The sequence below is a fragment of the Vibrio sp. 2132-1 genome, assembly GCF_033344315.1.
The window spans coordinates 90,444-105,370 of record NZ_JAWPON010000001.1 but is presented as its reverse complement, the minus strand read 5'-3'; the positions used below and the strand labels follow the sequence as shown (position 1 = coordinate 105,370).

11 protein-coding genes and 1 pseudogene are annotated in these 14,927 nt (G+C 44.9%); 4 read left to right on the top strand and 8 right to left on the bottom strand.

From position 1 onward, the window contains the following. Positions 1-48: 48 nt before the first annotated feature. Positions 49-2,529, top strand: coding sequence for a GH92 family glycosyl hydrolase (locus R8N47_RS00465; RefSeq protein WP_213913885.1), 2,481 nt, complete (start codon positions 49-51; stop codon positions 2,527-2,529). A 364-nt stretch (positions 2,530-2,893) separates the two neighbouring features. Here R8N47_RS00465 and R8N47_RS00460 read toward each other — a convergent pair. The 7 genes and pseudogenes from R8N47_RS00460 to R8N47_RS00430 form a co-directional block, all read right to left on the bottom strand. Beyond that, a pseudogene (locus R8N47_RS00460) lies at positions 2,894-3,074 on the bottom strand (IS5/IS1182 family transposase); the annotation flags it as partial. 207 nt (positions 3,075-3,281) lie between these two features. Then, a complete protein-coding gene (locus R8N47_RS00455) occupies positions 3,282-3,692 on the bottom strand; it encodes a hypothetical protein (protein ID WP_225452424.1) in 411 nt (136 codons plus the stop codon). A 1,177-nt stretch (positions 3,693-4,869) separates the two neighbouring features. Beyond that, positions 4,870-5,913, bottom strand: coding sequence for a GMP reductase (locus R8N47_RS00450; RefSeq protein WP_005373458.1), 1,044 nt, complete (start codon positions 5,911-5,913; stop codon positions 4,870-4,872). Between the two features lie 436 nt (positions 5,914-6,349). Continuing rightward, on the bottom strand, positions 6,350-7,891 hold the full coding sequence (locus R8N47_RS00445; protein WP_064354841.1) for a bifunctional ADP-dependent NAD(P)H-hydrate dehydratase/NAD(P)H-hydrate epimerase: 1,542 nt from the start codon (positions 7,889-7,891) through the stop codon (positions 6,350-6,352). Positions 7,892-7,977: 86 nt separating this feature from the next. Beyond that, positions 7,978-8,415: a PAS domain-containing protein gene (locus tag R8N47_RS00440; RefSeq protein WP_005373463.1), complete on the bottom strand. Its 438-nt coding sequence runs from the start codon at positions 8,413-8,415 to the stop codon at positions 7,978-7,980. Beyond that, positions 8,415-9,419: a response regulator gene (locus R8N47_RS00435; protein ID WP_005373466.1), complete on the bottom strand. Its 1,005-nt coding sequence runs from the start codon at positions 9,417-9,419 to the stop codon at positions 8,415-8,417. Before R8N47_RS00435 ends, R8N47_RS00440 begins: the two co-directional genes overlap by 1 nt. Before the next feature lie 367 nt (positions 9,420-9,786). After that, positions 9,787-10,695 carry an aldo/keto reductase gene (locus R8N47_RS00430; RefSeq protein ID WP_064354842.1) on the bottom strand — a complete coding sequence of 303 codons (909 nt, stop codon included), beginning with the start codon at positions 10,693-10,695 and terminating at the stop codon, positions 9,787-9,789. Between the two features lie 95 nt (positions 10,696-10,790). Between R8N47_RS00430 and R8N47_RS00425 the strand changes: the two genes are divergently transcribed. Continuing rightward, positions 10,791-11,204: a helix-turn-helix domain-containing protein gene (locus R8N47_RS00425; RefSeq protein WP_005387686.1), complete on the top strand. Its 414-nt coding sequence runs from the start codon at positions 10,791-10,793 to the stop codon at positions 11,202-11,204. On the opposite strand, the gene R8N47_RS00420 is transcribed toward R8N47_RS00425, so the two are convergent. Further along, positions 11,185-11,799 (bottom strand): hypothetical protein, encoded by a 615-nt coding sequence (locus tag R8N47_RS00420; protein WP_081248214.1) that lies wholly within the window; start codon positions 11,797-11,799, stop codon positions 11,185-11,187. The genes R8N47_RS00425 and R8N47_RS00420 overlap by 20 nt on opposite strands. A gap of 471 nt (positions 11,800-12,270) precedes the next feature. Here R8N47_RS00420 and clcA point away from each other — a divergent pair, with 471 nt between their 5' ends. Beyond that, positions 12,271-13,674 carry a H(+)/Cl(-) exchange transporter ClcA gene (gene clcA / locus R8N47_RS00415; protein ID WP_005373473.1) on the top strand — a complete coding sequence of 468 codons (1,404 nt, stop codon included), beginning with the start codon at positions 12,271-12,273 and terminating at the stop codon, positions 13,672-13,674. 260 nt (positions 13,675-13,934) lie between these two features. Continuing rightward, a complete protein-coding gene (locus R8N47_RS00410) occupies positions 13,935-14,882 on the top strand; it encodes a TDT family transporter (RefSeq protein WP_005373475.1) in 948 nt (315 codons plus the stop codon). Positions 14,883-14,927 lie beyond the last annotated feature (45 nt).

Here is a 14,927-nt window from a genome sequence, read left to right as displayed (position 1 = left end):
AACTCAGTGGCAGGAAGTGAGGCGCTTCCTGCCTAAGGAATCAAGATTATGAACTTTACGAAAACCGCTATCGCCACCGCTGTGATTGCAAGTGTTATTGGTTTGGCTGGCTGCAACGATGACGACGATAACACCTCACCAAGCGTCGATACTTCCAACCTAAAATACGTCGATCCATTCATTGGAACAGGCTTTAACGGACACACCTTCCCGGGTCCTGTTGTGCCAGAAGGCATGGTGCAACTTTCTCCAGATACCGAGCTGATCGGCTGGCACTCTTCATCAGGTTACCACTTCGATAAAAAGACCCTATTTGGCTTCTCCCACACTCACCTATCTGGCACGGGGATGGGCGGTTTAGGTGACATTCTGTTCCTGCCGTTTACCGAAGATAAAGCTAAATACATCGAAGACAGCGACGACTACCGCGAAGCGATTTCAGTCAAGATGGACAAAACCTCAGAAGTGGCAGAAGCGGGTTACTACTCGGTGAAGATTGCCGAGAACGGTATCAAAGCCGAGCTTACGGCGTCTGAACGTGTCGGCTTCCATCGTTACACCTATCCGCAAGGTCAACCACAACGTTTGAAGATTGACCTCAACTCCATCCTAAACAGTGACTGGGGTTCGACCTCTCTGCGCAACAAACTGACGGTGAGCGAAGACGGCCATACCATCACGGGCGAGCGCGATGCAGCGCACTTCTCTGGTTGGGCGAAAAACCAAAAAATCTTCTTCTATGCGACTTTCGATAAGAAGATCAAAGACGTCTACATCCTTGCCAATGGTAAGCCTGTTGACGGTCTATCGGCAGAGCACGTTTCTGAATTAATTTACGATGACCAATGTAATCCAGTTAAGCGTGTCAAAGCAGACGTCACTGCCTACATCGAATTTGAAGATGAAGGCTCACAAGAGCTGAATGCGCAAGTGGCGTTGTCTGCGGTTGACCCTCAAGGTGCAGAAAACAACTACGATGCCGAAGCGAATGTCTCTTTCGATACTGCGCGTAACAACGCACGCGAGAAATGGGCAAAAGCACTCAACTTCTCTATCGAAGGTGGCACAGAAGATCAAAAAGAGATCTTCTACACCGCGCTTTACCACACCAAGATTGCGCCGATGGTGCATCAAGATGTAGATGGTCGATTCCGTGGCATGGGCAAAGGCTCGATTCGTGAAGGTGAAGGGGAATACTCCATCGCTTATGGTCAAGCGACAGAAGAGCAGCCAAACTTCTCGGTTTACTCTCTATGGGATACCCAACGTGCATTACACCCACTAAAAACCATCACAGAGCCAACCCGCGCGGTGCAATACGCGAAGAACCTAGTTCAGAAGTACACTGAAAGCGGCTTGCTGCCGAAATGGGAGCACTTAGGTGACGAAACAGGCACCATGGTTGGCTACCCAGCGGTAGCAGTGATTGCGGATGCGATCACTAAGTTCCCAGATGAGTTTACTCAACAAGAGAAAGAGCTGGCGCTGAAAGCAGCGATCGACTCTTCGACTTACGACAACTACCCAGCACTGCAAGCGGATTGGGATCAGGGCGTATTGGATCGCACTTTAACCAAGCACATCGATTACATTGAGAAAAACGGCTTCACACCTGCCATCCAACGTGTTGATGGTGAGCCAGTATTTGAAGATTACACGGTTGAGTCTGTTTCTTACGGTCTGGAAAATGCGTTCTATGATTGGGCTATCGCGCAAATCGCCAAAGCAGCCGGTGATACTCAAGTGGAAGAGCAATACCTTGAACGCTCAAAAGGCTACAAAAAGTACTTCGATTACAACCCGACGGAATACGCAGAGCATGGCGTGACGGGCTTTATGCGCCCAGTGATGATTGATGAAACCTTCATGACGCCATTCGACCCATACGGCACAGAACATGAGACAGGCAACTACACCGAAGGTAACGCGTGGCAGTGGACTTGGTTTGTACCGCATGACATCGCAGGCTTGAAGACCATCATGGGTGGCGATGCTGAGTTCCAGAAGAACCTAGAAGCCACCTTCACCGCAGAAAGCCAAGGCACAGAAACACCGGATATGTCTGGTTTGATTGGTCAAGTTGCGTTTGGTAACGAACCCTCGCACCACATTCCTTACCTATTCAACTGGACAGCAGAACCTTGGAAGACACAACAAGTCGTCGACCACATTCTGGATGACATGTATTTCGCTGCGCCAGAAGGCGTCATTGGTAACGAAGACGTGGGCGCAATGTCCGCTTGGTATGTGATGTCTGCATTAGGCTTCTACCAAGTGAACGCAGCAGAACCTATTTACACTGTGGGTCGTCCGCTATTCGACAAAGCCGTGATTCCGGTGAAAGGCGGCACGTTCACCATCACCACAGAGAACAACGCCGATGACAACATGTACATCAAGTCTGTCACCATCAATGGCAAAGCGTTGGATAACGGTTTCTTCTTCGACCATTCCGAGTTCAAACCGGGTGGTGAGTTGCACTTCGTGATGACGGGCGAGCAATCTGAAGCGATGAAAGCGCCTCAATAAGCTTCACTTGAAATGTATTCCTCAGGCTAAAATAGCTTGAAGAATACAGGGGGATTTGATGTGATGAACGTATCTCCTATCTAGCTTCGTTGCGCCAAACTAATGGCGCACTTAGTATGAGTAGAAGTAACGGACAGCGTGTTGACAAAATCGGTCGAACCTTTCCAATGCTGAATTCTGCGATTTGATCTCATATGTAGATAGTTCAAGTCTCAACTCTATCTTAATGCACTTAGTAGCTTTGATGTGATCTTCGCACCTCCCTTCTAGCACCGTTGTACCAAACTAATGGTGCAACCAGTAAGAACAGGAGTAATCATCATGTCTATTAACGTTGTCGCATCGATATAACCAAAAACCTCTTTCAAGTATGCGTGTTGAGTGCTTTGATAATGGCGTATGCCTCCCCAACTTGTGCGTTGTAATTTCGAAGCGTGAGTGAAGCGCCTAGTAGTTGTTTTACGCGATACATAGCGGTCTCCGACGATGAAGGCCTGTGGTAACCATACTTTCGTTCCCACTTTTTTCGAACCATAGAGCTTTTGGTAAGAAAACAACTTCTCAATGTTTCACCTGAGCATAATCGCACCGTCAGCAATATTAATTATGTGTTAGTTAAATTGGTCAAGAGCGGTTCAACTTCAGTTGCAGTCGAAATATTGGAATCAATCTTAACTGTAGGTATGGAAGTCACGGACTTAGGTTATTTATCTAATGAGTTACTGAGCAAACATCGAGATTTACTTAACCACCTAATTACAAGGTGGTTCAAACCCTAGGTAAAAACCAATAACAACTTTGCTGTAACAATCAACTAATTGAGTAAGCCAAGGCCGGCCCAATGACTTGCAATGCTCTTCATGTACAACAAAGCGTTCCACCACCGTATGATCTATTTCTACCCTCTCAAAGACGTAAAAACTCAACATCTTTTTCCCCATCCGACGAAACTCTATTTTCACGACTCGCTCCCCCTTCTCCGCGGTCAGTAATTCGAAAGGGGCCTTCTTTTTAACCCGTTTCCGAAGGGATTCATAAGTTGGGTATTTGTACTTCGTTCCATTGTTCAGATTATGCTGACGTAATTGCCTTCGCACGCGCTTGTAGGCCCTTCTGATACGCGCTTTTCGCCCAAAGATAACTTTTTCTACAGCTTGTTTCATCAAAGCATCAACGAATGTTAGTTCTAGACTTTACTATTACCCTTATCTTTATTCCTTGGATCTATATGATCAGATACTCTGAAAACCAACCACCGGTGTATTGATATTGCACTTGGAATAATCCTGTCATATAACCGTTGTAGTACAACACGATGTGGTTCAATAGTCTTTGGAATGATTTTTCGCACTTACAGTGCTAAATAACGAAGAATGCTTAGACGAAAAGTAATTTGAGTGGCTATATTGTCAGGAAATGCAGATATATCTCGATATGTTTCTTCATCAACATCGCTGGTATCGACACCCTCTCATTTGGCTCAGGCTTTTCTTGCTGAAGTGCCGACTTCCGATGAAAACTCGAGAACGATTTCTTAGGCATAACAACCCAATTCAGATTCGAGAGGAGGTGAGGTCTCTAAGCTTGTTTTCAGTAGGCTTCGAGAGAGCAAATCACACAGGAATGGAAATATTTTTCTTCCATTTAGACAGAGGTGATGTCCTAAACTTTTCGCTGTTTGGGTACCATTCAGTTTTAACATCGTAAGGAGAGTTTGATGAAAGTGGTTCGGTTATCTCTTGAGGAATATCGATGCAAAAGTTTAAGGTTGCTAGAGATAACCTCATCCAGTATTTCTTCCTCTGTAACCAGTTCTAGCTCCAAACCTAACGCAAACGCGCCTTGTACTTTTGCTTCCCATTCACATTGAAATGCCGATTTTGAACTCTCCATATCGGATTTTACTTTATACAGCGTATATTCACCGGTATCAAACTGATACTAGAAAGTCTGGAACATAGGTATGGGTTTTGCTATTGAAGCAGTATGAAAGCCGTATCGGCTAGGAGCAAAAACGAACGATGCTAAGCTCGAAATCAAAATGATAACAAGCGGCACATTCTAAAATGATTCTACCGTGACTCTTTTTCCCATCTTAGCACTGACGTAACGGTGTATGTTTTTCACGTGATTTAGTTTAGTTTCGAGCAGGAGTGTCAAACGCAGTTTCAAGTTAAAGCAGGCTGGCTGTAGAAGGGGAAGGTAAAGCAGACATAAAACTGCCTCTTCAAAAATGTCATAAACATAAAAAGCAATAGACTTATGAAGAGGCAATATCAAATTATGGTTGCACCAAGTATCAATATATGGTTGCTTTTACACTTTTTACATTCAGTCGATTTACTCTTTACCGAACACGTTGTTCTCTTGTTCTTGAACGCGGATGAATGTAGTACGCTTGGTTAGCTCTTTAAGCTTTGCTGCACCTACGTATGTACATGTTGAGCGAACGCCTCCAAGGATGTCTTGAATAGTGCCGTGAACGCTACCACGGTATGGCAATAATACGGTTTTACCTTCAGCCGCACGGTAGCCAGCGACACCACCTGAGTGCTTATCCATCGCGCTCTTCGACGACATGCCATAGAATTTCATGAACTTCTCGCCGTCTTTCTCGATCACTTCGCCGCCTGACTCTTCGTGACCCGCTAGCATCCCACCTAGCATTACGAAGTCCGCGCCACCACCGAATGCTTTCGCTACGTCACCCGCACAAGAACAGCCACCGTCACCGACGATCATGCCACCAAGGCCGTGCGCTGCATCACCACACTCGATGATTGCAGAAAGCTGCGGGTAACCAACACCCGTTTTTACACGAGTTGTACATACAGAGCCTGGGCCGATACCCACTTTAACGATGTCTGCACCAGCTAGGATTAGCTCTTCACACATATCACCAGTAACCACGTTGCCTGCAGAAATGACCTTGTCTGGGAACTCTGCTCGCACGCGTTCAACATACTCGACCAAATGCTCTGAGTAACCATTTGCAATGTCGATACAAATGAAAATAAATTCATCTGAAAGTGCCATGATGTCTTTGGTTTTTTGGAAGTCTGCGTCAGATGTCCCAGTAGACACCATAACGTTATTCATGGTTACTTTATCTGCTGATTTAGCAAACTCAGCCCAATCTTCTACCGTGTAATGTTTGTGAACAGCGGTCATTACACCATGCTCAGCCAGCGCTTTAGCCATTGCAAAGCTACCAACCGAATCCATGTTTGCTGCGATTACTGGCACACCAGACCATTGACGACCACTATGCTTGAATGTAAAATCGCGGGTTAAATTTACTTGAGAACGGCTCTTAAGGGTAGAACGTTTCGGGCGAAACAGTACATCTTTAAAACCTAACTTAAGTTCTTGTTCGATACGCATTGTGTAATTCCTTGATTCATATGTATATGTGTCATTTCAGAGTGCGTAGTGACTTCGTTGGCAGACGAGTTCACTGTTCTTCGGACACAAAAAAACCGGAGCGTTGGCAGACGCTCCGGTTTTCAGCATTATAGGCTGTGATTTATTTCCTACAAGTCTGATATTTGAATTTTTTTTGTGATACCATCTTGAAAATCGCATATCAAAAACGCTCCCCAAGTCACCAAAACCTCTTATTATTTATAACTATCAACAACTTGAGAAAGCACTTAAGTTAACCCATTGCGCAAACCTTTGCGTCATATCTTAAAAATTAAAACGCATCACCTCTCAAATCTGCCTAAAACTCAATCACCTAATACTAAGATGCCCTGCTAATTCGTAAAAAAGTACTCAAAAAAATCGACCAATTTTCTCAGCAATGCATGAAATCTAATTAATTTCGATAGAGCTCTTGGGTGATAGCGGTACGAAGAGTGCTAACGACATCACTTGCCAAAAGACCAATTTGACCATTCTGACTCACGTTTATATCAGCAGCATGACTGTGAAGTACCACACCTAAACGTGCGGCAACAGAAATTGGTAAACCTTTGGCTAGTAATGCACCAATGACTCCAGATAACACATCTCCCATTCCCCCCGTCGCCATTCCGGCGTTACCCGCTAGACAGACGTACATTCTCGTTCCATCGTAAATAAGCGTCCCCGCGCCTTTTAAAACCACTACACCGCCATAACGCTCTTGCAGTTGTCTTGCAGCAGAGTATCGGTCACTTTCTATTTGTTGAATGGTTACATTTAGTAGTCGAGCTGCCTCTCCAGGATGCGGCGTGATCACTCGATGGTTGTCGCACACTAGAGTGCAATCGCATCGCTGGCTCAGCATCGCTAGAATATTGAGGCCATCAGCATCAACAACTTTAGGTTTCTGCTCTTGAGCCAGATATTGATAGGCTTGATAAGCCCACTCATCATCTCCAAAGCCAGGACCAAACACTAATACGTCAGCCCAGCGAATGCGTTTAGTTAAGTCGTTCTCAGTATCCCTGAGTAAGTCAGCGGTGATGCTCTGGCTCATTACTTCTGGGCAACCAACCTGCAGTGGAATAAGGCTACTCGTGTGAGTAATTGCGGCAGTTAAACCCGCTCCGGCTCTAATCGCAGCGGAGGAACATAAACGAATCGCTCCAGACATCCCTTGGTTGCCACCAACACAAAGCAACTTCCCGTTGTCACCTTTATGGACCGTTGGATTTGGCTTGGGCATTAATCTTGAAACAACCTGATGATCAATACCTAATGCACTTTCTACTTCGATAGTATCAAACTTAGTATTGACGCCTAAACCACAAAAGTAGAGCTCGCCAACTCGATCTCTCGCTTGTCCAGTGCATAAGCCTTGCTTAACCCCAATGAAGGTTACAGTATGCTCGGCACGAATAGCATCACCTAAAACTGCACCTGTATTAGCACACAGACCAGAAGGAACGTCGACTGCAATCACAGGGGTATGAATTTGATTAATTTGGTCAATATAGCGACGATACTCCGAACGAACCTCACCGCTTAAACCAGTGCCTAACATGGCATCGATGATCACATCTGCTTCTAGCAATGCGGTATTCCATTCATCCCAATCATTGTTAACACCGTCGATTGACTGCCAGTCTTGGTATGCGCGCAAAGCATCACCTTTTAGCACAGATACATCACCAATTTGGAAAACATGTACATTGAGTTGAGCTTGTTTCGCAAGAGATGCAAATACGTAACCATCGCCACCGTTATTCCCTTTACCGCAAATCACTAAGATATTTTTTGATTTAGGATACAGATGTAAAAAGCGCTCATACACGGCCATACCAGCGCGTTGCATTAAGCTATACATAGAAACACCAGCCATTTGCACAGCCAGCGTTTCACCGTTTTTTACTTGCTCTGCGGTGTAGAGTTTTAGAGCGAGATTAAAGTCCATATTCACGTTCTACGCATTGGGAAACACAATTATAAGTATACAAAAAAGCCAAGGCGGACCTTGGCTTTTGAGAAAGTTTTTTATCGCTATTGATTCTGAGACATCAGAGCTTCAGCCGTCGCGTCTTGTATAGACAAAAACAACGAGTTGATTTTTCCAGTCGGTGTACGCATTGGGTTCAACGTAACATTCTGGTACATAAACTCCGCTTGCTGCGTAACTGGTCGAACATTGCGACAGCAGAATAAGTAAGGTCGTTGTCGCCATGTGATGAAGCTGCGACAGCCTAGGTCATACACTGGTTTTGTTTTTAATTTAAACCACTCCTGTGGGATTTCAGGGAAGATATCAAATATAGAACGACCTATCGCATCATGAGACTGCAAACCACTGTGATGAGTCATAAACCCATTCCAGACCTGTACATTGTAATCTCGATCAATGACCACTAAGCCCATGTCGACGTTTTGTACCATATCCACCATCCAATGGAATTGTTCAAACTCTGCTGGCATATTCAACATTAGAACTCCTCCATTAGATAAGACAGTTTGTTATCAAGCAGCGGCAAGGATTCATCCACAAACATAAACAACAAGTCACAACGAATCGACGTTCCTTCAATGTTGTAGCTCACTTCGAATGTCATCGTGCGGCTGAATGCTCCAGTTGTAGATTCAATGATCGAGTCAATTGAGATATGCTGACCAAGGAGTACTGGTGGACTTTGGAAGAATCGGACTTCAGACTGCTCGCCTAAACCATTTAAGAACGACCCCACCAAAATATTAGAAATATCCATTAGCAGCTCAAGCTCTTCTAGCTCTTCGCTGTCTGCTGGTACTTTCATCAACTTTTTGAGATCAGATACGCTTGAGTCACTCAAGATCACTAGCGCTTCGCCAGCAATACCTTCGCCACAAAATCCCTGACAAACACCCGATACGTTGTCATGCGACGCCAAGTCGCGTAGGGCCATGTGAAGTTCGCTCACTTCAAAGATATTGACGTTCGGCAGAGGTAGTTGCACAAACACATCAAAGTGACGCGCCAACGCATCGGCTGCTCGACCAATTGAAACGTTAGCCACTTCCATGTAAATATCGCGACGACGTAAAATCGGTAACTCAATAGAGACAGGCGTGATAATTTGAGGACGAGGTTCTGGCTCGACCAACTCTTTAAGCGCCTTCTTGAGTTCATCTTTGGCGATCGGTTTTTGAATAAACGCTTTTGCACCCAGTGCGAACACGCGCTCTTTCGCTTTAGGTTGGATATCCCCCGACACCACAACCACCGGAGTTTTATCCCCTAACCGTTGCATGTGCTCTAGTGTTTCAAAGCCATCCATTTCTGGCATGGTCAAATCAAGAAACATCAATTTAAACTCGTTTTTTTCGAGTTCTTCTAGCGCGTTTTTTCCGTGGATAGCAAACGTAATATCGGCATTCAATGTGGCTGGTAGTGATCTCGCCATCTGTTTGCGTGCTAACGCTGAATCATCACAGATGAGTACGGGAAAAGACATTCAATCACCTTTTTATATTCCACAATCTGCGCCGGAGTCTAACAGATTGTTACAGCATGTAATACGAGAAAACTGACGAGTTTTTTATTTCTTTATTATTCAATAAGCATACGCAATATGAATGAATGAGTGAACAAAATGACTAAAAAGCAAGCATCACATTCGCTGTTTAGTGACATAAAACAAACATGGGTAAAACTCCTCCACCAAAAGTAAGCAAAAAGTTGCAGCTAACATCCAAAGCCCATTTTTGCTCGAATTTCATTCTTTCCATTTCCATAATGGGTAAACAGTAACGCGCTAAAACTAAAAAGGCACCCTGCTAGAGGATGCCTTTAATAATAATTTCATCGATAAGATATCAATTCTATGGCACACCATGGCCTTTAGAAGCCACCCATACGCGATACCATTGCTCTCGAGTAAGTTCGATGTTCAATGCATTAACTGCAGTTTGCACACGCTCGATTTTACCAGAGCCAATGATTGGAATAGGGTTAGATGGCAAACGACGTACCCAGGCATAAATTACTTGATCAATACTCGCTGCGCCCACTTCTTCACGAATTGCTTCTAATTCGTTACGGACACGAACAGCTTGCTCACTGTCACCACTAAAAATTGAACCACCACCGAGGCAAGACCAAGCCATTGGTCGCGTGCGCAACATTTGCATTTGATCAAGCGTTCCATCGTGTGCAACCTCAAAGCTAAGTGGGTTGATTTCCACTTGGTTAGTAACCAACGGCTTACCTAAGCGAGATTGCAGCAGTTCAAACTGGCGTGGAGTGAAGTTAGACACGCCAAAGTGCTTCACTTTGCCGACTTTGTGAAGCTCAGAAAATGCTTCTGCAACCTCGTCTGCATCCATTAACACGTCAGGACGATGAATTAAAAGTACGTCGATTTCATCCACATTCAAACGTTCTAGCGAGTTATTCACCGATTGGTAGATATGTGCTGAGCTCGTGTCGTAGTGATTGATCTTACGCTCTGGCGTTTTATCGCCACACAAATTGATGTCGCATTTCGTCACGATCTGAATTTGCTCACGAACACTCTTGTCTAAAGCTAACGCTTCACCAAACAACGCCTCACACTCGTAATTACCGTAGATGTCGGCGTGATCGACTGTCGTAATGCCTAACTCAATGTGTTGCTTAAGAAATGACAAACGCTCTTGAGCCGTCATTCCCCACTCAACTGCACGCCAATATCCTTGAACCAGCTCTGAGAACTCTGGGCCTTTTGGTGCAGTTACTACTTTTGCAACCATGGGTTTTCTCCTTCAATTGATCTGCATTCATCGTAGTCTTGTTTTCGTACCGGCTCAACGGGTAAACTTTCGCAATTCGAACTGGAGTACGAAATATGTCTTTTGCCCAACGCCTAGCCACCCTGATCGGAGAAGAAAGCATCAGCGGGTTCGCACGACGCGTCGATGTGTCTGAAGCTTTAATACGCAAATACCTTAAAGGCAGTGAACCTAGCCTAACCAAAGCAAATCAAATTGCAATGCGCGCCAATTGCTCTCTTGAATGGTTAGCAACGGGATGTGGTTATTTATATCGCCGTGCTGAAGTCGTGGATATGGATGCGTACAAACTTGCCTTTCAACACGTTATGAATCAGCCGTTGTCAGACGATGCAGAAGAGCTACACCGCAAGCTAATCGCAGGCTATCAATACCTGCGCGCTCACAAAAAATCGGATGGTTTTTTGGACGAATCTGCAATGGCGACCTTCCTATCTCTCCATAAAGAATCTAAAAACGAGTCACTTTGACCTCGATAATTTCGCCATCACTGCGCAATTGCACATTTAAGGACGGTGATGGCGTCAGAAACTCGTCCGGTTTTACCCAAAGCAAACTTCGAATCGCTTCTTGCGGATAGCGGTTCATCAACAAAATAACTTCTTTATCGACAAGTTCGGAAGATTTCTTTTCCAGAGCTTCAACGACATCATAGTGTTCTTGTCCGATAGTAACTCTGCGTAAAACTAACCCATCCTTTCTTAAGTTGAGGAGTAAGTCATTCAGACGCTGCCACTCGTATTCAGTGAGAAACGAGAACTGAGCTCTTTCTCTTCTCAAAATCACTTCACCATACAAGTGCTGCTGGTAGTACGAAAAATCATCCAAACAAAATGCGCTGATAAACGTTGAGTTGTCTCGCAACTGCACTTCGCAACCATACCAGCTTCCACTTTTTTCTATACGTTCTTTTAGATTGGAATATGGCATTGCTGACAACGTGTCTTGCCACCAGCTCGGCGTTGAAAGTGCCGGAAACGTTACCGAACAACAACATAAAGAAAGTAAGAGTCGAAGATAAAAGCGCATGCACTGCTCTAGTTGGTTGACATCGAACCAAGACATTACTAACTGCAAGAAAATGTTCAAGAGAAAAATAGTGGCAGGTGGCGATGAAAGTTATGGTGATGAAAGTTATAACGCAGAAATTAAGAAGGCGCACATGTGCGTGCGCCTCTACCTCGTTACTCAATCGTGAGTGTGCGAATCGGCGATGTCTATTGATGCATCCCGAACATAAAACGAGGACTTACCGTAGGGTTTGAATCCATCCAAATTGTGTGTAAAACCTCACATCCCTCCTTCTGAAGCAGTCATGTTGCTTTACAATTAAAGCATGGTTCATTTTTCTCAAAAAACAAGTTTTTTATCCTAAATTATGAGAGCAATAGCACAATCTGAGTGAATGAATAATATCGCGACACTTCGAACACTCAATAGTGAAAAGCTAAATTGCATCTTTATTGATTAGGTCTAGACTCTGCGAAGCGTATACTTTCTTTCGTCCCTTCCCCCCAGCAACAGGAGAGCTTGTTAATGACCAAACGCGAGAGAATTGTGAAATCTGTGTTGGCGCACGTACCGAAAGATGCGATTAACCAGTTTGTCTCTCGAGGGTCAACACCATTTTCTGTTCTCATTATGGCCGCCATTGTGGGTACGTTGGCTGGTTTTGTCGGTACGTATTTCGAGCTTGCCGTTCATTTCGTTTCTGAAACACGAACAGAATGGTTAAGAAGCGAAATTGGTAATGTTCTACCGTTGTGGCTAGCAGCGGTTCTCATTAGCGCACTTTTAGCTTTTATTGGCTATTTTCTTGTGCACCGCTTTGCGCCAGAAGCGGCAGGTTCTGGTATTCCTGAAATCGAAGGGGCAATGGATAATATTCGTCCAGTGCGCTGGTGGCGAGTTCTACCAGTAAAATTCTTCGGCGGCATGGGCGCACTTGGCTCAGGTATGGTGCTGGGTCGTGAAGGCCCAACCGTTCAAATGGGTGGTGCTGTAGGTCGAATGGTGACCGATATATTCCGGGTAAAGGATGACGATACCCGCCACTCCCTGCTCGCTTCTGGTGCTGCTGGCGGTTTGGCTGCGGCTTTTAATGCCCCACTCGCAGGCATTATGTTCGTTGTGGAGGAAATGCGACCTCAGTTTCGCTACTCTTTGATCTCAATTCGTGCAGTGATCATTTCTGCCATTATGGCGAACATAGTGTTTCGCGCCATCAACGGGCAAGACGCCGTTATCACTATGCCGCAATACCAGTCGCCAGAGCTTCAAACCCTATGGCTATTTTTATTGCTTGGCGCATTGTTTGGCGTGTTTGGCGTGATCTTCAACAAACTGATTACCGTGGCACAAGACAGTTTTGTCGCAATTCACAAAAACGATCGTAAGCGCTACTTGATTGTGGGTTCGTTACTGGGAGGCGTGTTTGGCTTGCTTCTTTTGTACGTACCCCAACTAACTGGTGGTGGTATCGGCCTTATTCCTGACATTACTAACGGTAACTACTCGGTATCCATTTTAGTTTTGCTTTTCTTTGGTCGTGTAATTACAACCCTGCTCTGTTTTGGTTCTGGTGCGCCGGGAGGCATCTTTGCACCTATGCTTGCTCTGGGAACCTTATTTGGTTATGCGTTCGGAGCAAGTGCTGATGTCTTGCTCCCTGCGCTTGATATCGAGCCTGGTGTATTTGCGATTGCGGGCATGGGTGCCCTGTTTGCAGCAACGGTACGTGCACCGATTACAGGTATTCTGTTAGTGATTGAAATGACGAATAACTACTACTTAATCCTGCCATTGATCATTACTTGTTTGGGCGCTGTGATTATTGCTCAATTGTTGGGTGGACAACCTATTTACAGCCAGCTGCTGCATCGCACAATCAAAAACGAAAAGTTACGCCAACAGGATCTACCGGAGAATCAATCAACATAACATTCTCTTTGTTATCACTTCGCTCCAGACTATCGAGGGTTTGGAGCGATAAACTCTGCATTTTTACATCTTTTCCCAAATATTCGATACCAAACTCACAAAATTATCATTCTCTGATATTTGCTCACCACCTTTCATGAGAAACCCCTCTCCATACTTGTTAGTATTCGCTACTTAAATAGAGCATTTCACCCAAATCGTCATGTTTCGTTTCATTCAGGCAAAAATCAAATGGAGTAGATTTGAACTGGAGAAGACTTGTGCAGTTTTATAGTGTCCCGCCGTCTCAAGCCGCGTTGGCACTAGGTATGATAGGTTTAGGGCAAGCTTGGGCACTCTATGTTCCTGAGATTGGTGAACCGATACGCCCATTTTTGGCGTCACTCGGCGCACTTTTACTCGCCCCTGTACTCATAAAATATGCCGCGAATCCACGATTATTCATGGTCGACATTCGTCACCCACTGAGTGGTAGTTTAATGGCACCAATGAGTATGGCGTTACTGATCCTTGCAGATTATCTTGCCGCTGTAGCACCTATCATCGCTTATCCACTTTGGTTTATGGCGCTTTTGCTGCATTTTACTATGATGGTGCTGTTTTTTAGCTTTCAGCTAATGAACTTCAAAATGTCCAATATCGTACCGAGTTGGTTTCTTTATCCGGTGGGGCTGATCAGTAGTTCACTAGCCGGTTCTCAACTAGGTCACAACTTATTCTCCGAAACGTTAGCGATGATGTGCATCGGCATTTATTTCTTCATGCTGCCACTCGTGTTGTATCGTTTGGTGTTTTTCGGCTCTCTACCAAGGCGAGCAAGACCGACCCTCGCGATTATGGCCGCGCCGGTAAACTTGTCATTAGCAGCATACTTGGTGAACTTTCCCTTACCTGATCCGATACTGACAGGCGCATTGGCCGGGATCGCCATCACTATGACTTTATTGATCTACTTATGTTACTTCCGCTTACTTCGCTTGAAGTTTCAACCTTCTATCGCGGCAGTAACCTTTCCTTCCGTGATCAGCGCCATCGCAATGCATCGCTTGACCTCTTTTTTCGCCGAATCGCACCCTCACTGGCACTGGCTACACGACTTTGGTTTTCTAGAGCTCAGTATCGCGACTGTATTGGTTGTTTGGGTATCGGCAGGTTACGTCAAAATGTATTGGCCAGAAATCATGAAGTCATTTTCTAAACAAGCATAAAAAAAGGATGGCGTTTGCCATCCTCTTAGAAACTTGCTTAGTTAC